The 19,927-nt window shown below is 58.0% G+C and carries 17 protein-coding genes and 1 riboswitch; of the genes, 11 read left to right on the top strand and 6 right to left on the bottom strand.

Annotated features, from left to right (window positions below; translation table 11 throughout):
- Positions 1-15: 15 nt before the first annotated feature.
- Together glnE and hldE are read left to right on the top strand one after the other, a co-directional pair.
- Positions 16-2,874, top strand: coding sequence for a bifunctional [glutamate--ammonia ligase]-adenylyl-L-tyrosine phosphorylase/[glutamate--ammonia-ligase] adenylyltransferase (gene glnE, locus ES815_RS06415; RefSeq protein ID WP_142487127.1), 2,859 nt, complete (start codon positions 16-18; stop codon positions 2,872-2,874).
- Positions 2,875-2,914: 40 nt separating this feature from the next.
- The gene (hldE, locus tag ES815_RS06410; protein ID WP_142487126.1) at positions 2,915-4,345 is read left to right on the top strand and encodes a bifunctional D-glycero-beta-D-manno-heptose-7-phosphate kinase/D-glycero-beta-D-manno-heptose 1-phosphate adenylyltransferase HldE; all 1,431 of its coding nucleotides are present in this window, start codon (positions 2,915-2,917) and stop codon (positions 4,343-4,345) included.
- Positions 4,346-4,446: 101 nt separating this feature from the next.
- Here hldE and ubiK read toward each other — a convergent pair whose 3' ends face one another.
- On the bottom strand, positions 4,447-4,743 hold the full coding sequence (gene ubiK, locus ES815_RS06405) for a ubiquinone biosynthesis accessory factor UbiK (RefSeq protein WP_142487125.1): 297 nt from the start codon (positions 4,741-4,743) through the stop codon (positions 4,447-4,449).
- Positions 4,744-4,863: 120 nt separating this feature from the next.
- A riboswitch (FMN riboswitch) is annotated at positions 4,864-5,014 on the top strand.
- A 104-nt stretch (positions 5,015-5,118) separates the two neighbouring features.
- Here ubiK and ribB point away from each other — a divergent pair.
- Positions 5,119-5,772 carry a 3,4-dihydroxy-2-butanone-4-phosphate synthase gene (gene ribB, locus ES815_RS06400; protein WP_142487124.1) on the top strand — a complete coding sequence of 218 codons (654 nt, stop codon included), beginning with the start codon at positions 5,119-5,121 and terminating at the stop codon, positions 5,770-5,772.
- 40 nt (positions 5,773-5,812) lie between these two features.
- Here ribB and zupT read toward each other — a convergent pair whose 3' ends face one another.
- Positions 5,813-6,586 (bottom strand): zinc transporter ZupT, encoded by a 774-nt coding sequence (gene zupT / locus ES815_RS06395; RefSeq protein ID WP_142487123.1) that lies wholly within the window; start codon positions 6,584-6,586, stop codon positions 5,813-5,815.
- 196 nt (positions 6,587-6,782) lie between these two features.
- On the opposite strand from zupT, the gene ygiD reads away from it, so the two are divergent.
- The gene (gene ygiD / locus ES815_RS06390; protein WP_142487122.1) at positions 6,783-7,571 is read left to right on the top strand and encodes a 4,5-DOPA dioxygenase extradiol; all 789 of its coding nucleotides are present in this window, start codon (positions 6,783-6,785) and stop codon (positions 7,569-7,571) included.
- Positions 7,572-7,650: 79 nt separating this feature from the next.
- On the opposite strand, the gene ES815_RS06385 is transcribed toward ygiD, so the two are convergent.
- The 3 genes from ES815_RS06385 to tolC form a co-directional block, all read right to left on the bottom strand.
- The gene (locus tag ES815_RS06385; protein ID WP_142487121.1) at positions 7,651-8,811 is read right to left on the bottom strand and encodes a glutathionylspermidine synthase family protein; all 1,161 of its coding nucleotides are present in this window, start codon (positions 8,809-8,811) and stop codon (positions 7,651-7,653) included.
- Between the two features lie 2 nt (positions 8,812-8,813).
- The gene (locus ES815_RS06380) at positions 8,814-9,488 is read right to left on the bottom strand and encodes a DUF1190 family protein (RefSeq protein WP_142487120.1); all 675 of its coding nucleotides are present in this window, start codon (positions 9,486-9,488) and stop codon (positions 8,814-8,816) included.
- A 174-nt stretch (positions 9,489-9,662) separates the two neighbouring features.
- A complete protein-coding gene (tolC, locus tag ES815_RS06375; protein WP_142487119.1) occupies positions 9,663-11,084 on the bottom strand; it encodes an outer membrane channel protein TolC in 1,422 nt (473 codons plus the stop codon).
- A gap of 203 nt (positions 11,085-11,287) precedes the next feature.
- On the opposite strand from tolC, the gene nudF reads away from it, so the two are divergent.
- From nudF to parE, 5 genes are read left to right on the top strand one after another with little or no spacing between them, the layout of a single operon-like run.
- Complete coding sequence (gene nudF, locus ES815_RS06370; RefSeq protein ID WP_142487118.1) at positions 11,288-11,920, top strand: ADP-ribose diphosphatase; 633 nt, start codon at positions 11,288-11,290, stop codon at positions 11,918-11,920.
- The gene (locus tag ES815_RS06365) at positions 11,917-12,339 is read left to right on the top strand and encodes a DUF1249 family protein (RefSeq protein WP_032614182.1); all 423 of its coding nucleotides are present in this window, start codon (positions 11,917-11,919) and stop codon (positions 12,337-12,339) included. The genes nudF and ES815_RS06365 overlap by 4 nt, the downstream gene beginning before the upstream one ends.
- A gap of 27 nt (positions 12,340-12,366) precedes the next feature.
- Positions 12,367-13,194 carry a 3',5'-cyclic-AMP phosphodiesterase gene (cpdA, locus tag ES815_RS06360; RefSeq protein WP_142487117.1) on the top strand — a complete coding sequence of 276 codons (828 nt, stop codon included), beginning with the start codon at positions 12,367-12,369 and terminating at the stop codon, positions 13,192-13,194.
- Positions 13,194-13,775, top strand: a complete 582-nt coding sequence (gene yqiA, locus ES815_RS06355) for an esterase YqiA (RefSeq protein ID WP_142487116.1) — start codon at positions 13,194-13,196, stop codon at positions 13,773-13,775. Before cpdA ends, yqiA begins: the two co-directional genes overlap by 1 nt.
- A gap of 28 nt (positions 13,776-13,803) precedes the next feature.
- The gene (gene parE, locus ES815_RS06350; protein ID WP_142487115.1) at positions 13,804-15,696 is read left to right on the top strand and encodes a DNA topoisomerase IV subunit B; all 1,893 of its coding nucleotides are present in this window, start codon (positions 13,804-13,806) and stop codon (positions 15,694-15,696) included.
- A gap of 131 nt (positions 15,697-15,827) precedes the next feature.
- On the opposite strand, the gene ES815_RS06345 is transcribed toward parE, so the two are convergent.
- The gene (locus ES815_RS06345; RefSeq protein ID WP_142487114.1) at positions 15,828-16,664 is read right to left on the bottom strand and encodes a helix-turn-helix transcriptional regulator; all 837 of its coding nucleotides are present in this window, start codon (positions 16,662-16,664) and stop codon (positions 15,828-15,830) included.
- A gap of 166 nt (positions 16,665-16,830) precedes the next feature.
- Between ES815_RS06345 and ES815_RS06340 the strand changes: the two genes are divergently transcribed.
- The gene (locus ES815_RS06340; RefSeq protein ID WP_142487113.1) at positions 16,831-18,639 is read left to right on the top strand and encodes a DUF2264 domain-containing protein; all 1,809 of its coding nucleotides are present in this window, start codon (positions 16,831-16,833) and stop codon (positions 18,637-18,639) included.
- A gap of 31 nt (positions 18,640-18,670) precedes the next feature.
- The gene (locus ES815_RS06335) at positions 18,671-19,915 is read left to right on the top strand and encodes an oligosaccharide MFS transporter (RefSeq protein ID WP_185902391.1); all 1,245 of its coding nucleotides are present in this window, start codon (positions 18,671-18,673) and stop codon (positions 19,913-19,915) included.
- Positions 19,916-19,927 lie beyond the last annotated feature (12 nt).

Raw genomic sequence — 19,927 nt, 5'->3', positions numbered from 1 at the left:
AGGCAAGGAACCCCCATGATGCCGCTTTCTTCACCCTTACAGCAGCAGTGGCAGACAGTATGTGAGCGTCTGCCGGAAGCATTACCCGCCTCGTCGTTAAGCGATCAGGCCCGCCAGGTGTTGACCTTCAGCGACTTTGTGCAGGAGAGCGTTACCGCCCATCCTGACTGGCTGGCGGAGCTTGAGGCTTCGCCACCCCAGGCGGACGAGTGGCAGCACTACGCGCAGTGGTTACAGGACGCGCTGGCGGAAATCAGCGATGAAACCGCGCTGATGCGCGCGCTGCGCCAGTTCCGTCGACGGGTGATGGTGCGCATCGCCTGGGCGCAGGCGCTGATGCTGGTGAGTGAAGAGAGCACGTTGCAGCAGTTAAGTCACCTGGCTGAGACGCTGATCGTCGCCGCCCGCGACTGGCTGTACGACGCCTGCTGCCGCGAATGGGGCACCCCGTGCAGCGAGGACGGCACCCCGCAGCCGCTGCTGATTTTAGGCATGGGCAAACTGGGCGGCGGCGAACTCAATTTTTCCTCGGACATCGATCTGATCTTCGCCTGGCCGGAGAAGGGGGCCACTCGCGGCGGACGTCGCGAGCTGGATAACGCCCAGTTCTTCACCCGGCTGGGGCAGCGGCTGATTAAGGCCCTGGATCAACCAACCCAGGACGGCTTTGTCTACCGGGTGGATATGCGCCTGCGCCCGTTCGGCGACAGCGGCCCGCTGGTGCTGAGCTTTGCCGCGCTGGAGGATTATTACCAGGAGCAGGGGCGCGACTGGGAACGCTACGCGATGGTGAAGGCGCGGATCATGGGCGATACCGGCGATGCGTATGCCAACGAGCTGCGCGCCATGCTGCGCCCGTTCGTCTTCCGTCGTTACATTGATTTCAGCGTCATTCAGTCGCTGCGCAACATGAAAGGAATGATTGCCCGGGAAGTGCGGCGTCGCGGCCTGAAAGACAACATCAAGCTGGGGGCGGGCGGCATCCGCGAGATCGAGTTTATCGTCCAGGTGTTCCAGCTGATCCGCGGCGGGCGCGAGCCCTCGCTGCAGTCCCGCTCCCTGCTGCCAACCCTGGCCGCCATCGCCCAGCTGAACCTGCTGCCGGAAGGCGATGACCGGATCCTGCGCGAGGCCTACCTCTTTTTACGGCGGCTGGAGAACCTGCTCCAGAGCATTAATGACGAACAGACCCAGACCCTGCCGGGAGATGAGCTTAACCGCGCCCGCCTCGCCTGGGGGATGCGCCTGGACGACTGGCAGGCGCTGATCGACGCGCTGGATGCGCACATGGCGGCGGTGCGCCGCATATTTAACGATCTGATCGGCGACGACGAGAGCGAATCCCAGGACGATGCGCTGTCCGAGCACTGGCGCGAGCTGTGGCAGGATGCGCTGCAGGAGGACGACACCACCCCGGTGTTGACCCACCTCAGCGATGACGATCGCCATCGGGTAGTGGCGCTGATCGCTGATTTCCGCCTTGAGCTGAACAAGCGCGCCATTGGCCCACGCGGTCGCCAGGTGCTGGATCACCTGATGCCGCATCTGCTCAGCGACGTCTGCTCCCGGGCCGATGCCCCGGTGCCGCTGTCGCGTCTGACCCCGCTGCTGAGTGGGATCATCACCCGTACCACCTATCTGGAGCTGCTCAGCGAGTTCCCGGGTGCGCTCAAGCACCTGATTTCGCTCTGCGCTGCCTCGCCGATGATTGCCAGCAAGCTGGCGCGCTATCCGCTGCTGCTGGACGAGCTGCTCGATCCCAACACCCTTTACCAGCCGACGGCGACCGACGCCTATCGCGATGAGCTGCGCCAGTATCTGCTGCGCGTGCCGGAAGAGGACGAAGAGCAGCAGCTGGAGGCGCTGCGTCAGTTTAAGCAGGCGCAGCTGCTGCGCGTGGCGGCGGCGGATATCTCCGGGACGCTGCCGGTGATGAAAGTGAGCGATCACTTAACATGGCTGGCGGAAGCGATTATCGATGCGGTAGTCCATCAGGCGTGGGTGCAGATGGTGGCCCGTTACGGCCAGCCGAAGCATCTGGCCGATCGCGAAGGACGCGGTTTTGCGGTGGTGGGCTACGGCAAGCTGGGCGGCTGGGAGCTGGGCTACAGCTCCGATCTGGATCTGATCTTCCTGCACGACTGCCCGGTGGATGTGATGACCGACGGCGAGCGCGAGATCGACGGCCGTCAGTTCTACCTGCGCCTCGCCCAGCGCATCATGCACCTGTTCAGCACCCGCACCTCGTCCGGCATTCTGTATGAGGTGGATGCCCGTCTGCGGCCGTCCGGGGCGGCGGGGATGCTGGTTACCTCTACCGATTCCTTCGCGGATTATCAGCAGAATGAGGCCTGGACCTGGGAGCATCAGGCTCTGGTGCGCGCCCGGGTGGTGTATGGCGATCCGCAGCTGAAAGCGCAGTTTGATACCATTCGCCGCGACGTGCTCACCGCCACGCGCGAGGGGCCGACGCTGCAAACCGAAGTGCGCGAGATGCGCGAGAAGATGCGCGCCCATCTGGGAAATAAACACCGGGATCGCTTTGATATCAAAGCCGACGAGGGCGGCATTACCGACATTGAATTTATCACCCAGTATCTGGTGCTGCGTGACGCCCACAGCAAGCCGAAGCTCACCCGCTGGTCGGATAACGTGCGCATTCTGGAGCTGCTGGCGCAAAACGACATTATGGACGAGCACGAGGCGCTGGCATTGACCCGCGCCTACACCACCCTGCGCGATGAGCTGCACCATCTGGCCCTGCAGGAGCAGCCGGGTCATCTGCCGCTCGACTGTTTTAACGCCGAGCGAGAGCTGGTGCGGGCCTGCTGGCAGAAGTGGCTGGTGGAACCGTGCGTAACAAAACAAGTGTGATATTATCGCGCGCAAATTGTGAATCTTTCTGGAGTCAGGAATGAAAGTAACACTGCCAGAGTTTGAACGTGCTGGAGTTATGGTGGTTGGCGATGTGATGCTGGATCGCTACTGGTATGGGCCAACCAGCCGCATTTCCCCGGAAGCCCCGGTCCCGGTGGTGAAGGTGGATACCATTGAAGAGCGTCCTGGCGGCGCGGCAAACGTGGCGATGAACATTGCTTCTCTCGGCGCGCATTCGCGTCTGGTGGGGCTGACCGGCATCGACGACGCCGCGCGGGCGCTGAGCAAGACGCTGGCGGATGTGAACGTCAAATGTGATTTTGTTTCTGTCCCGACGCACCCGACCATCACCAAGCTGCGCGTGCTGTCGCGTAACCAGCAGCTGATCCGCCTCGACTTTGAAGAGGGTTTTGAAGGCGTGGATCCTGAGCCGCTACACGAGCGCATCAACCAGGCGCTGGGTAACATCGGCGCGCTGGTGCTCTCCGATTACGCCAAAGGGGCGCTGGCCAGCGTGCAGCAGATGATTACGCTGGCGCGTACTGCCGGTGTACCGGTGCTGATCGACCCGAAAGGCACCGACTTCGAGCGCTATCGCGGGGCAACGCTGCTCACGCCGAACCTGTCCGAATTCGAAGCCGTGGCGGGTAAATGCAAAACCGAAGATGAGATCGTTGAGCGCGGCATGAAGATCATCGCCGATTTCGACTTCTCCGCGCTGCTGGTGACCCGCTCCGAGCAGGGGATGACCCTGCTGCAGCCGGGCAAAGCGCCGCTGCATATGCCAACCCAGGCGCAGGAAGTGTATGACGTCACCGGTGCCGGTGATACCGTTATCGGCGTGCTCGCAGCCACCCTGGCCGCGGGTAATACGCTGGAAGAGGCCTGCTACTTTGCCAATGCCGCCGCAGGCGTGGTGGTGGGTAAGCTGGGGACCTCTACCGTTTCACCTATCGAACTGGAAAACGCGGTACGCGGTCGCGCCGATACCGGTTTTGGCGTGATGAGCGAAGAGGAGCTGAAAGTGGCGGTAGCCGCGGCACGTAAGCGTGGCGAGAAAGTGGTGATGACCAACGGCGTGTTCGACATTCTGCACGCGGGCCATGTCTCTTATCTGGCGAACGCGCGCAAGCTGGGCGACCGTCTGATTGTGGCGGTCAACAGCGATGCCTCCACCAAACGCCTGAAAGGCGAGACCCGGCCGGTGAACCCGCTTGAGCAGCGCATGATCGTACTCGGCGCGCTGGAAGCGGTGGACTGGGTGGTCTCGTTCGAGGAAGACACGCCGCAGCGCCTGATTGCCGGGATCCTGCCGGATCTGCTGGTCAAAGGCGGAGACTACAAGCCTGAACAGATCGCCGGTAGCGAAGAGGTGTGGGCCAACGGCGGAGAAGTGATGGTGCTCAACTTTGAGGACGGGTGTTCAACCACCAACATCATTAAGAAGATCCAGAAAGACAGTCAGTAGTCGTCTGTAAATGCCCGGCGGCGCTACGCTTGCACGGGCCTACAGATCGTGCGGTGTGTAGGCCCGGTAAGCGAAGCGCCACCGGGCATTACAGGCTGCACTTATGCTTCATCATCCACCGGTGGGATTGCCGGAGCCGGTTTCACTTCGTCAACGACGCTGCGGTTTTCCAGCTCGGTCAGACGCTGTTCCAGTAGGGCGATTTTCTCGCGGGTACGCAGCAGCACCTGCGTCTGCACGTCAAATTCTTCACGGCTGACCAGATCCAGACGCATCAGCTGCGACTGCAGCACCTGGCGGATCTTCTTCTCAACATCATCACCAAACTCACGTACGCCTTTCGGCATGGATTCATGGACCTGGCGGGCAAGTTGTTCAATTTTTTTTGGGTCGATCATGGTAGTTCCCTTGAAGAAAAGGTGTTAACGACCATTGTAGCGCGTAACCGCGATCCTTAAACCAGAATTGTGTGAAGCTTATGCGTTGCCGAACATAATCATTAGCGTTATAGTTATCCCGCTTATTCTCAGGGCGGGGCGAAATTCCCCACCGGCGGTAAATCAGCGCTACGCTGAAAGCCCGCGAGCGCTTTGGGTGCAAACTCAAAGGTCAGCAGATCCGGTGTAATTCCGGGGCCGACGGTTAAAGTCCGGATGGGAGAGAGTAACGAACCAGCCGGGCGAGGCCCGCTCACGTTATTTTTTTGCCGTACTACGGCGCTCCTAAGACTGCCCTGATTCTGGTAACCATAATTTTAATGAGGTTTTTTTACCATGAATCAGACGCTCCTTTCCTCTTTCGGTACCTCTGCTGACCGCGTTGAGCAGGCGCTTGCTGCGCTTCGTGAAGGTCGCGGCGTGATGGTGCTTGACGATGAAGACCGTGAAAACGAAGGCGATATGATTTTCGCCGCCGAAACCATGACCGTTGAGCAGATGGCGCTGACCATCCGTCACGGCAGCGGTATTGTTTGCCTGTGTATCACCGAAGATCGCCGTAAGCAGCTGGAACTGCCGATGATGGTAGAGAACAACACCAGCGCCTATGGCACCGGTTTTACCGTGACCATCGAAGCGGCCACCGGTGTGACCACCGGCGTGTCTGCTGCTGACCGCGTGACCACCGTGCGTGCAGCCATTGCCGATGGCGCAAAACCTTCTGATCTGAACCGTCCGGGCCACGTATTCCCGCTGCGCGCGCAGCCGGGCGGCGTTCTGACTCGCGGCGGCCACACCGAAGCGACCATCGACCTGGTGACCCTGGCCGGCTTCAAGCCTGCCGGTGTGCTCTGTGAACTGACCAATGATGATGGCTCAATGGCGCGCGCGCCGGAGTGCATCGAATTTGCCGGCAAACACAACATGGCTGTGGTCACTATCGAAGATCTGGTGGCGTACCGCCAGGCGCACGAGCGCAAAGCCAGCTGATAACGCATCATAAAAAACGCCGGGTTAACCCGGCGTTTTTTTAGCCAATTCCTGCCGTCTGGAGTAGCACCAGACTGAGCCCCATCACCGACATTCCGCACAGTACCCCATAGCTGGGATTGTTGTTCGGGTCGATCTCTTTGGCGAGCGGCATCAGCTCATCCACCGACAGCGCCACCATAATCCCTGCCACCGCCGCCATAATGGCTGCCATCACCACCGGCGAAATCAGGCTGCCGAGGATCAACCACGCCAGCACGCCGCCCGCGATCTCCGCCATGCCGGAAATACCCGCCCAGAACACCGCTTTACGCTTGGATCCGGTAGCGGCATAAACCGGGCCCGCCACCGCCAGCCCCTCGGGGATATTGTGCAGCGCCACCGCCAGCGCAATGCCAAAACCCAACTCCAGATTATTACTGGCAGTCACGTAGGTGGCGACGCCCTCAGGGAAGTTATGCAGGCTGATGCCCAGAGTCAGCAGCAGCGCGGTGCGTCGCAGGTTACCGGGCAGCGGCTGACTGCCTTTTTGCATCAGATCCTGCGGGTGCGCGTGGGGTAACATCTTATCCAGCGCAAAGTAGCCCAGCAGGCCAATGACAAACATTCCGTAGCCCAGCACCGGCGACATGCCTTCCGTGCCGAGGGCAGCGGGCAGCATCTCCATCAGGGAGATAAGCAGCATAATGCCGGCCGCAAAGCCGAGAGAAAAGGCCAGTAGCCGGTTAGAGGGCTTCTGGCCCAGTACGCCGAGCATGGCGCCGATAAAAGTGGCTGCGCCTGCAAGAATAGTCAGAATCAGGGGAACTGACATTCACCTCTCCTTATGATAATGATTCTCATTCATATTAAAGGCTAAACGCGCGTAACGCGAGCGGGTACAGACGCCTTTACAGATCCCTTACATTCAAATTTCCTGATGATCTTCATCATGGTTATCTGAGTTCATCTTATCCGGATTACGGGTAAGGTAAAGCTATCAAATCGACACCTTGTGTAAGGATATCATCATGACTTCATCTCGTATGCCAGCGCTGTTTTTGGGTCACGGTAGCCCGATGAACGTGCTGGAAGATAACGTCTACACCCGCGCCTGGCGGCATCTGGGCGAGACGTTGCCGCGTCCGAAGGCTATCGTGGTGGTGTCTGCACACTGGTTTACCCGTGGAACCGGGGTCACCGCCATGGAAACACCGAAAACCATCCATGATTTTGGCGGTTTCCCGCAGGCGCTGTACGACACGCACTATCCGGCACCGGGATCCCCGGCGCTGGCGCAGCAGCTGGTAGATCTGCTGGCCCCGATCCCTGTCACCCTCGATAAAGAGGCGTGGGGGTTTGACCATGGCTCCTGGGGCGTGCTGATCAAGATGTACCCGGATGCCGACATCCCGATGGTGCAGCTCAGCATCGACAGCACCAAACCTGCGGCCTGGCACCTGGAGATGGGCCGTAAGCTCGCGACTCTGCGTGATGAAGGTATTATGCTGGTGGCCAGCGGCAACGTGGTGCATAACCTGCGCACCGCCCGCTGGCACGGGGAAAACACGCCTTATCCGTGGGCGACGTCCTTCAATGATTACGTGAAAACGAACCTGAACTGGCAGGGTGCGGCAGAAGAACATCCGCTGGTCAATTATCTGGCGCACGACGGCGGCTCGCTCTCGAACCCGACGGCGGAACACTTCCTGCCGCTGCTCTATATCCTGGGGGCGTGGGACGGTAAGGAGCCTGTTACCATACCGGTGGATGGCATCGAGATGGGCAGTTTGAGTATGTTGTCGGTGCAGGTGGGGTAAATCGCCCGGTGGCGCTGCGCTTGCCGGGCCTGCGGATTTGTAGGCCGGGTAAGGCAAAGCCGCCACCCGGCACCACAAACTACTCCACAAAAATATGCGGATAGAAGCGGGACAGATCCTGGGTGATCAGCGCCCGATCTTCGCGAATACCAATCCCGGCTGGCTGATCGTTGATCAGCCAACTGCCGATCAGCATATAGCTGTCGCCATACTTCGGTAGCTGACAGAACTGCTGGACGATCATCCCCTCTTCGCCATACGGGCCTTCTACCGCTTCCACGGTATTACCGTTTTCGATAATCGACACGTTGGCACCCTCGCGGGAGAAAATCGGCTTTTTGACGTACTTATCCATTTGCGTATAGTCATCTTCCGCGAAGTACGCCGGCAGCAGATTCGGATGATCCGGGAACATCTCCCACAGCAGCGGCAGCAGGGCTTTGTTGGAGATAATGCTTTTCCACGCCGGCTCCAGCCAGCGCACGCCCGCATCTTCCAGCTTGGTGGAAAACACTTCGCGCAGCATGTATTCCCACGGATAGAGCTTGAACAGGTTACTGATCACCTGATCCTGGGTGTCGGTGAACTGACCTTTTTCGCCCAGCCCGATATCTTCTATATAGAGAAATTCAGTGGCGACCTCCGCTTCGGCGGCGCAATCCTGCAGATACTGCACCGTGCCGCGATCTTCGACCGTGTCACGACAGCAGGCAAAGTGCAGCAGATTGAAGCCGTGCTGCTCGCGCAGTTCAGCGAAACGTTCGATCAGCTTTTCCTGCAGGCTGTTGAACTGATCGCTGCCTTCCGGCAGACGGCCCGCGTTCTGCTGATCTTCCAGCCAGATCCACTGGAAGAAGGCCGCTTCATACAGCGAGGTGGGCGTATCGGCGTTGTTCTCGAGCAGCCTGGGCTCGCCGGTGCCGTCCCACGCCAGGTCAAGGCGCGAGTAGAGCGATGGCTGATGCGTCAGCCATGACTGACGCACAAAGCCCCAGGTGTGCTTCGGAATGCGGAATTTGGTCAGCAGTTCATCGCTGGCAATGACCTTTTCCACGACCTTGAGGCACATCTGATGCAGCTCTGCCGTGACCGCTTCCAGCTTTTCCACCTGGGCGAGGGTCAGTTGGTAATAGGCATCTTCACACCAGTACGGCTCGCCGTACATGGTGTGAAAGTTGAAACCGTATTCGGTGGCTTTTTCGCGCCAGTCCGGGCGCTCAACAATACTGACTCGTTCCATTCTCAGCCGCCCATAGAGCGTGTTGAGGTACCGGCCGCGCTACGCTGCATGGTGTTCTGTTTGGCAACAGAATCACCGAAGCCGCCGCGGGTAACGGTGCTGGTGGTGGCCGGTTTTGGCGCCATCGCGGTCTTAGGCACGTTCATGGTGCGGCCTGGCTGGGCTGCACCATAACCTTTACCGCTGGCATCGGTGTACTGGCCGTAAGCCGGGCTGGCCGGATTCTTCGAGCTGAACAGCGGCTGCTGCTGATAGCCTGCGCCGCCGCTCATCAGACGGCCCATCATGTAACCCGCCATCAGCGGCATCCAGAAGCTGCCGCTGGACTGTGCCTGCGCCTGGTTTTCTGCTGGCGCGGTGCCTGCCTGAGCCGGGGCCGGTGCCTGCTGGCACTGGCCTTCACCGAACTCTGCCACGCAGTCTTCACGGCTGGCGTATTTCGGCGCGGTACGTTCCGCTTCCTTCAGGGCGTTGTTGTACGAGGTAGTACACTCCGCGCTTTTGCCGGTAGCGGCCGCACAGTCATCGGCATTCTGATAGAGAGAAACCGTTTCGTCGGTTTTTTCACAGCCTGCCAGCATAAACGCGGCGCTCAGCGCCAGAGCGACAGGGGTGAAATGACGCGCGTTCCAGCTTTTGCGGAACGAGGCGTGATTAATGGATTTTGTCCGTTTCATAATTGTCTTCCAGGACCCAGTGGTAAAACACAGAAAATAACGCTCAGAATAGAGGATGAGTGGTGGAAATTGAAGCGACGGGGGCGAAACTGGGGGATCTTTACGTTGGCTTACGTATTTTTGTCGGACTGGGAGGATTTACCCGGCCTGGTGAACCCAGACCGGGTAGCAGCATCAGTTGCTGGTGGTGCGTGCAGCAGCGGCGGTGTAACCGTCAGCAGAGGCATCCTGCTGTGGGTTTTCCGGCGCCACGGCTTCTGGCGTAGTGGAGATCGGCTTACCTAATGAACCGTTCAGCGCCACCAGATCCTGCTCGTTCAACGTACCCAGCGCTTGCTTGATGTTCAGCTGGTTGATCAGGTAGTTGTAACGCGCATTGGAGAGCTGTTGTTTAGCGTTGTACAGCGTGGTGGTCGCGTCCAGCACGTCAACAATGGTACGGGTACCCACCGAGTAGCCGGCTTCCGACGCATCCAGTGAGCTCTGGGCAGAGACAACGGCCTGTTTGTAGGCGTTGATGCTGCTGACAGAGGCGTTCACGTTGTTGAAGGAGGAACGCACGGTCTGCACTACGCTGCGGTGCGCGCTTTCCAGCTGCTCGCTGGCACCCACAAAGTTGTACTGCGCCTGTTTGACCTGCGAATTGACCTGGCCGCCCTGATAGATTGGCAGGGAGAAGTTCAGGCCGATTTTGTTCTGGCCAACGTCGCTGTCGTTGTACTGACCATTGCCGGTTCTGGAACCGCTGTAGCTGGTGTTAGAAATGCTGCTGGAGGCGCTCAGGCTCAGGGTAGGCAGATGGCCATCCTGCGCCAGGCGAATCTGCTCGCGGGCCAGATCCTGGCTCAGACGAGCCTGCAACAGGCTGAGGTTACGGTTTTCAGCCTCTTTCAGCAGGGCATTCACCGCCTGCGGCTTTTCGGCTTTGAAGTGCTCAACGTTCAGCGATGCCAGCTGCGGGTAGTAGTTACCGGTGACCTGACGCAGCTCTTCGACGGCGTTATCCAGGTCGTTACGCGCGGTAACTTCGTTGGCCAGCACATTATCGTATTGTGAACGGGCGTTCTGCACGTCGGTGATCGCCACCAGGCCCACGTTGAAACGCTGGGTGGTCTGATCGAGCTGACGATAGATAGCCTGTTTCTGTGCTTCAACGTAGGAGAGCGTATCGATCGCGCTCAATACTCTGAAGTAGGCGGTTGCGGTATTGAGGATCAGCGTTTGCTGGTCGGTCTGATAGGTGACATCCTGAATACCGGCAGATTTTTCCTGCAGGCTCAGGTTACGCCATCTGGACATATCAAACAGCGTCTGGGTTAACTGGAGCGAACCGCTGGTGACGTTAGAGTCGACGCCGTTAGCATCCCGGTAACCGTTATTGTAGGTATAGTCGGCACCCAAACCCAGCTGTGGTAATAATGGGCTGCGTGCTTCATTAATTTTTTCAAATGCAGCATCACGATCGGCGGCGGATTTACGCAATTCCGGGTTGCTCAGACGTGCCTGCTTATAAACCTGTATCAGGTCCTCTGCCTGACTCAACGCGCTGAAACCCGTCAGGCTCAGGCCGATGAGGATGGGGAGCAATTTCTTCATTTGCTTTCCTTGTTGTGAAGCTTAGTTAGCGCTGATCTAATTAAAAAATATCTACCGATTCTAGCAGACTTCGCCACTGCAAAAGGTTGGCGTTCCGTGCCATGCGGCAGTAACTTGCACCAATTTACCATACTGTAGTAGAAACCGCAGTTTAGCAGAATTGAATTTCACCTTAACGCCACCATTTATACCAGGATGCAAACATGGATAAACCAGAAAAGTTGCCAGTGACTTTTACAAAAAACGATGTAGAAATTATTGCACGAGAAACGCTCTACAGCGGATTTTTTTCACTGGAATTATACCGTTTTCGCCATCGTTTGTTTAACGGTGAAATGAGTGGCGAAGTCAGACGCGAAATTTTTGAGCGCGGGCATGCCGCAGTCTTGCTACCCTTTGACCCAGTGCGTGACGAAGTGGTACTGATAGAGCAGATCCGCATTGCCGCGCTGGATACCAGCGAAAGCCCGTGGTTACTGGAGATGGTGGCCGGGATGATCGAAGAGGGCGAAACGCCGGAAGATGTCGCCCGCCGCGAGGCAATGGAAGAGGCCGGGCTTGACGTTGGTCGGACAAAACCGATCACCAGCTATCTGGCAAGCCCCGGGGGCACCAGCGAGCGCCTGTCAGTTCTGGTTGGCGAAGTGGACGCCACGACCGCGCAAGGGATTCACGGTCTGGTTGATGAAAACGAAGATATTCGTGTTCATGTGGTAAGTCGGGAGCAGGCTTATCAATGGGTAAAAGAGGGGAAAATCGACAACGCGGCTTCTGTCATCGCTTTGCAATGGCTACAGCTGCATTATCAGGAATTACGAGACGAGTGGAAAAAATGAAGCGTTATACACCTGACTTCCCTGAAATGATGCGCCTGTGCGAGACCAATTTCGCACAATTGCGCCGATTACTGCCACGTAACGACGCGGTCGGTGAAACAGTGAGCTATCAGGTGAGCAACGCGCAGTATCGGTTAACCATTGTTGAATCAACCCGTTACACTACGCTGGTGGAAATTGAGCAAACCGCGCCGTCCATCAGCTACTGGAGCCTGCCGTCAATGACGGTGCGGCTCTACCATGACGCGATGGTCGCTGAAGTGTGTTCAAGTCAGCAGATCTTCCGCTTTAAAGCGCGGTATGATTACCCAAATAAAAAGTTGCATCAACGTGACGAAAAGCATCAAATTAACCAGTTTTTAGCCGACTGGCTAAGATATTGTTTAGCACATGGAGCAATGGCGATTCCGGTTTGTTAGCGTCGTAAACCTACCTAAGGACACCATTTGGAAAGCCTGTTGAACCTGACTGTTGCTGGTGGGGCGCCAGTCAGGGTATTGCAAATTACTGATACTCACCTGTTTGCCAAAAAGCATGAAACCCTGTTGGGTGTTAATACCTGGGAGAGTTATCAGGCTGTTCTGGAAGCCATTCATGCCCAGAAGCGCGAATGCGACCTGATTGTCGCCACGGGCGATTTGGCGCAGGATCAAACCTCCGCGGCTTATCAGCATTTTGCTGAAGGTATCGCGAGCTTTAACGCGCCCTGCGTCTGGTTACCCGGTAATCACGATTTTCAACCTTCGATGTACAGCGCGCTTCAGGATGCGGGGATTTCCCCTGCGAAGCGGGTCCACTCGGGCGACAACTGGCAAATCCTGCTGCTCGACAGCCAGGTTTTCGGCGTGCCGCACGGCGAGCTGAGCGAGTTTCAGCTGGAGTGGCTCGAAGCAAAGCTGGCGGCCGATCCTGAGCGCCATACTCTGCTTTTATTGCATCATCATCCGTTGCCGGCAGGATGCAGCTGGCTCGATCAGCACAGCCTGCGCAACTCTGCCGCTCTCGATCGGGTGCTGATGAAATTCCCGCGGGTTAATAACTTACTCTGCGGCCATATTCACCAGGAGCTGGATCTCGACTGGAACGGTCGTCGCCTGTTGGCTACGCCGTCCACCTGCGTCCAGTTCAAACCGCACTGCGCGAACTTCACTTTAGACACCATTGCCCCAGGCTGGCGCTGGCTGGAACTGCATGCCGACGGCTCGTTAACGACCGAAGTCTGCCGCCTGCAAAGCACGCAGTTCCGCCCGGATACTGCGTCAGAAGGCTACTGATGTCTGCGCTTCTCTATCTGCACGGATTCAACAGTTCCCCGCGCTCGGCTAAAGCGACGCTGTTTCGACAGTGGCTGGAGGTGCATCATCCCCACGTCGAGATGATCGTGCCTCAGCTGCCGCCGTATCCGGCCGAAGCCGCCGAAATGCTGGAGGCGATTGTCCTGGCGCACGGCGGCGAGCCCTTTGGCGTGGTGGGGTCATCCCTCGGCGGCTACTACGCCACCTGGCTGTCCCAGTGCTTTATGGTGCCCGCGGTGGTCGTCAACCCGGCGGTACGGCCTTTTGAGCTGCTGGTGGGCTATCTGGGGCACAACGAGAACCCCTACACCGGACAGCAATATGTGCTAGAGTCACGCCATATTTACGACCTCAAAGTTATGCAGATTGATCCGCTGGAAGCGCCAGATCTTATCTGGCTGCTGCAACAGACGGGTGATGAAGTGCTGGATTACCGCCAGGCGGTGGCGTACTACGCCTCTTGCCGCCAGACTATAGAAGAGGGCGGTAATCATGCCTTCACGGGCTTTGAGGATCATTTCACCCAGATTGTCGACTTTCTTGGTCTGCACAGCCTCTGACAATCGCTGCGAATTGCTAGTTTAAATCATGACGCAAACCTATAACGCTGATGCCATTGAGGTACTCACCGGGCTTGAGCCGGTTCGCCGCCGTCCGGGGATGTACACCGATACCACGCGCCCAAACCATCTGGGCCAGGAAGTAATTGATAACAGCGTCGACGAAGCGCTGGCGGGTCATGCCAAACGCGTCGACGTTATTCTGCACGCCGACCAGTCGCTGGAAGTGATCGACGACGGTCGCGGCATGCCGGTGGATATTCACCCGGAAGAGGGTGTTCCGGCGGTTGAGCTGATCCTCTGCCGTCTGCACGCGGGCGGCAAATTCTCCAACAAAAACTACCAGTTCTCGGGCGGTCTGCACGGGGTAGGTATCTCCGTGGTCAACGCCCTGTCAAAACGGGTTGAAGTTACCGTTAAGCGCGACGGCCAGGTGTACAACATCGCCTTTGAGAACGGCGACAAAGTCCAGGATTTGAAGGTGATCGGCACCTGCGGCAAACGCAATACCGGCACCAGCGTCCACTTCTGGCCGGACGAGAGCTTCTTCGACAGCCCGCGTTTCTCGGTCTCACGCTTAACGCACATTCTGAAAGCGAAAGCGGTCCTCTGCCCTGGGGTGGAAATTACCTTTAAGGATGAGGTCAACAACAGTGAACAGCGCTGGTGCTATCAGGACGGTCTGAACGATTACCTGGGCGAAGCGGTCAACGGCCTGCCAACCCTGCCGGAAAAACCGTTCATCGGTAATTTTTCTGGTGATACGGAAGCGGTGGACTGGGCGCTGCTGTGGCTGCCGGAAGGCGGCGAGCTGCTGACCGAAAGCTACGTCAACCTGATCCCAACCATGCAGGGCGGGACGCACGTTAACGGCCTGCGCCAGGGGCTGCTGGACGCGATGCGCGAGTTCTGCGAATACCGCAATATCCTGCCGCGCGGCGTGAAGCTGTCGGCGGAGGATATCTGGGATCGCTGCGCCTATGTGCTGTCGGTCAAAATGCAGGATCCGCAGTTTGCCGGGCAGACCAAAGAGCGTCTCTCCTCGCGCCAGTGCGCGGCCTTCGTCTCCGGCGTGGTGAAAGATGCTTTCAGCCTGTGGCTGAACCAGAACGTTCAGGCTGCGGAAATGCTGGCCGAGATGGCGATTTCCAGCGCCCAGCGTCGTCTGCGGGCGGCGAAGAAAGTGGTGCGTAAAAAGCTCACCAGCGGTCCTGCGCTGCCGGGCAAGCTGGCGGATTGTACCGCGCAGGATCTGAACCGCACCGAGCTGTTCCTGGTTGAAGGGGACTCGGCGGGCGGATCGGCCAAGCAGGCGCGCGATCGTGAATATCAGGCGATCATGCCGCTGAAGGGGAAGATCCTCAACACCTGGGAAGTCTCTTCCGATGAAGTGCTGGCGTCGCAGGAGGTGCACGACATCTCCGTGGCGATCGGTATCGATCCGGACAGCGAGGATCTGAGCCAGCTGCGTTACGGCAAGATCTGTATCCTTGCGGATGCGGACTCCGATGGCCTGCACATCGCCACCCTGCTGTGTGCGCTGTTCGTGAAGCACTTCCGTACGCTGGTGAAAAACGGTCATGTCCACGTGGCGCTGCCGCCGCTGTACCGTATCGATCTCGGCAAAGAGGTCTATTACGCCCTGACGGAAGAAGAGAAGGCGGGCGTGCTGGAGCAGCTCAAGCGCAAGAAGGGCAAACCGAACGTGCAGCGCTTTAAAGGGCTGGGCGAGATGAACCCGCTGCAGCTGCGTGAAACCACGCTCGATCCTAATACCCGCCGTCTGGTGCAGTTGACCATCAGCGATGAAGACGAGCAGCAGACCAACGCGGTGATGGATATGCTGCTGGCCAAGAAGCGCTCGGAAGACCGCCGCAACTGGCTGCAGGAGAAGGGCGACCTGGCGGATATTGAAGGCTGATAAAATGCCGGTCGGCAGGGATCGTGCGGGCTATTTGCCCGGCGGCGCTTCGCTTGCACGGGCCTACGGGACTTGCGTGGGCCTACGGATTTTGTAGGCCGGGTAAGGCATCGCCGCCACCCGGCATCTCCTCAGGCCGCATGATTCTTTCTATACTGTAAGGGCGTCTCTCCGATGCCCTTTTTAAATGCGCTGATAAAATAGGTCACATCCGAAAACCCCACCCGCGCGGCAATATCCCGCACGCTCGCCTCCGAGTGCAGCAAACTTTCGCAGGCCTTGCGCAGGCGTAACGTATTCAGATAATCGTGAATTTTTTCCCCCGTTTCGGCATGGAATTTCCGTGACACGTAGCTGCGGGATTTCCCCAGCTCGCCTGCCAGCGCATCGAGGCTGAATTTTTGCTGGTAATGCTCATCCAGCCAGAACATCACCTGGCTGGCGATCCCCTGACTGTTACCGGGCTGGCCTTCGTCATCGTGCGGCAGCATGGCAAACAGGCCGATCAGCAGGCTGGCGACGCGCTCGCTGTTCATCGGCGGCGGATAACAGCTGAACAGATGATCGAGATGGCTGTGGCAGTGCGCCATATCCGCCACCCAGGCCTCCCCTCCGCGCTGCGACAGCTTCTGTAGCCGCTGCTGGGTTTGCGGAAAATCACGCAGCGCCTTCAGGACCGCATGCTGATCGAGATGAATAATGGTGCGGCGATAGTTCGCTTCGGCCTGAGGATCGACCATCACCTTGTGCAGGGTAAAAGGCGGAAAGAAAAACAGCCGTCCCGGGCGCATGGTGTAGTGGCGATTATCGACAATCGCTATGCCAAATCCTTCTTCGACATAGAGAATTTCCAGACACTGGTGCCAGTGATGGTAGCGCACGGTGTTGGCGAAGAGGCGACTGAACGACACGATGGTATCGTTCAGGGCGATCAGCTCAAGATGTTCCGCCGTGGGTGTTTTGCGCATAGTGCAATAAAACTCAATTTTTTCCTTTTCCTGCCTCTTTATAAACCACCTTTTTAAATTTCCTCAACTGCGGGTTTATTCATCTCTCACACCTGTGACCCGGCTAACATTTCTGTCCCTCGCTGTTTAACTATTCTTTGCCGCAGTTGATTACGAGGACGACCCTATGTGCGCGGCAAACAAAGAAAAATCAAATCCGTTGTCATCCCGTCAGGATCTGGTGGCGGCGCTGAACACTCTACTGGAAGCAGTGGACAGGCAGTTCCCGGCGGGTAGCTCCCGCTTTTCGCTGGGCGATACCAGTGCGCATTACGCCACGGATGTGGCGCAGATGGAGGGGCTGTCCCGGGTGCTGTGGGGGCTGTTTCCGCTGATGGCCGCAGGCGACAGCACGCCGTTCAGCGACAAATACATCGCCGCCATTAAGCAGGGCACCGACCCGCAAAGCGCAGGTTACTGGGGCGAAGCCGGGCCTTACGATCAGCGTCTGGTGGAGATGGCGGCCTACGGTCTCGGGCTGGCGTTGCTGCAGGACAAACTCACCGATCTGTTCAGCGAGCGCGAGGTGATGAACCTTCATGCCTGGCTGAACCAAATCACCGATGCGACGATGCCGGACAGCAACTGGAACTACTTCGCCATCATGGTGCAGCTCGGCTTTAAGCGTGCCGGGCTGCCTTATGACCAGCAGGCCATCGATCGCCGCTTCGCGATGATGGACGCCTACTATCTGGGGGAGGGCTGGTACTCCGACGGTCCGGGGCGGCCAAAGGATTACTACATCTCAATGGCGTTTCACTTCTACGGTCTGATCTACGCCACCCTGAGCGGCGATGAGGCGCGGGCAGAGGTGCTGCGCCAGCGTTCGCGTCTGTTTGCTGAAGACTTCATCTACATGTCCGCCGCTGACGGTGCCTCAGTGCCCTTTGGCCGCAGCCTGACCTACCGCTTCGCGATGGTCGCCTTCTGGAGCGCGGTGGCCTTCTCCGGGCTGGAGGTGTTCACGCCGGGCATCGTGAAGGGGATTATCCTCCGCCATCTGCGCTGGTGGCAGCAGCAGCCGATTACCGATCGCGACGGGATCCTGACCCTCGGGTTCGCTTACCCGAATCTGGCGATGTGCGAGGACTATAACTCCCCCGGCTCGCCGTACTGGGCGCTGAAAACGTACCTGATCCTGGCCCTGCCGGAGAGCCATCCGTTCTGGCAGGCCGACGAACAGCCGCTGCCAGCGCTGGCCGAAAAGCGCGTTATCCCCCATGCCCAGCAGATCCTGATCCACACCGATCATGTGACCCTGCTCACTGCCGGACAGCTGGAGCTGAACAACTACGTTAATACCGAGGCGAAATACACCAAATTTGCCTACTCCAGCCGCTTTGGTTTCACCATTGAGCGTGCGCGTTTCGGCCTCAAGCACGCCGCCTGCGATTCCATGCTGCTGCTGGCCGATGGCGATAACTACTTCCGCGGACGCCGCGAGTGCGAGGAAGTCCGTGTTGACGAAAATTGTATTTTTTCGCGCTGGTCGCCGTGGCATGACGTCCATATCGAGAGCTGGCAGGTGCCCTTCGGCGAGTGGCATCTGCGTCTGCACCGCATCAACAGCGCACGCACGCTGCAAACGGTCGAGGGCGGGTTTGCAGTGATCAAAGCCGAGCCGCAGCTGCACGGTCGGGGCAGTTATCTGAGCGCGGACAACGGCAGTAGCGCCATCGTCGATCTCTCACCAAACATCACCCGCCAGCCCGACAGCGTGGTGACGCCGCCAAACAGCAGCATCATGTTTGCCGAATGCGCCGCTATTCCGGTGCTCAGCACCACCATCCCGAAAGGGGAGAGCTGGCTCTGCTGCGCGGTGACGGCCTCTGCACAGAATAAAAACCGGGCGGAAAGCCCCCAACTGCACATCAACAATAACCAGGTGGTGATTCGCGCACCTGGAAGCGAACGTCAGCTGTCGTTCATTTTATAAAGCCCTTACCCTGGATATCGGCGAGGATGGTATGAATAACAAAACTGAATATTACAAAATCAGCAGTTTTATCTTTCTCTATTTCTTTACCTGGTCGGCGAGTATTGGCCTGCTGGCGATCTGGCTCGGACAAAAAGCCAATCTCAGCGGGTCGGTGATCGGTACCGTATTTGCGGTTAACGGGATCTTCTCCGTTATTCTGAAACCGATCTACGGCTATATTCTGGATAAGATCGGCATGAGCAAATACCTGCTCTATTTTGTGGTGGCGATGTCCGCCCTGATGGCGCCGTTCTTTATTTACGTTTATCAGCCGCTGTTAATGTCCAACACCATGCTGGGGATTATTATCGGCGCGCTCTATTTAAGCTTCGCCTGGTATGCGGGCGTGGCGGCGTGCGAATCCTATTCTGACCGTTTCAGCCGCCTTAATGGCATGGAGTTTGGTCAGATCCGCATGTGGGGTTCATTGGGTTGGGCGGTGGCTTCCTCGTTCTCCGGCCTGCTGTTTAACCTCTCCCCGGCGTACAACTTTATTATGGGCAGCGTGGCGTCGGTGATTATGCTAATCGTCCTGCTGAACCTGAAAGTGAACACCAACTCGGCCCATGCCGGTGAGGTGCTGACCAAAGAGAAAATCGCTCCGGCGGACGTCTATGCCCTGTTGCGCAGCCGCAAGTTCTGGGCCTTCTGCCTGTACGTGGCGGGGGTGGCGTGGATGATGTTTATCGCCGAGCAGCAGTTCTCCCGCTATTTCGTCACCTTCTTCGATGATATTCACCAGGGTAACGCGGTGTTTGGCTATTTGGGTACCGTGCAGTCTGGGATGGAGTTCGTCATGTATATGGTGATCCCGCTGTTCGTTAACTTTATCGGGGCCAAACGCGGACTTTTGATTGTCGGCCTGATTGTCGGAGCGCGACTGATTATTTCCGGGATGTGCGACTCGCACCTGTTAATTTCGGTTCTCAAGCCGCTGTACGGTCTGGAAATCTGTCTCCTGCTGGTGTCGGTATTTAAATATATCGCCGAGCATTTCGATAAACGCGTCAACGCCACCATGTATCTGCTGGGCTATCAGGCGATGCTCTACGTCGGCAATGTCGTAGTGTCCTCACCGGCCGGTTATATGTATGACCGCATCGGCTTTGAGCAGACCTATATCATCATGGGCGCTACGGCGCTGACCTTTACCCTGATTTCTGCGTTTACCTTATCCGCCTGCCAGAGCAAATGGCGCGGCGCTAAAACGCTGAACGTTGCAGAACACCACTAATTTACGCCGTCA

It is taken from the genome of Leclercia adecarboxylata (assembly GCF_006874705.1).
In the GTDB taxonomy this organism is placed as follows: Bacteria; Pseudomonadota; Gammaproteobacteria; order Enterobacterales; family Enterobacteriaceae; genus Enterobacter; species Enterobacter adecarboxylatus_C.
This window is presented reverse-complemented; position numbering and strand designations above follow the sequence as displayed.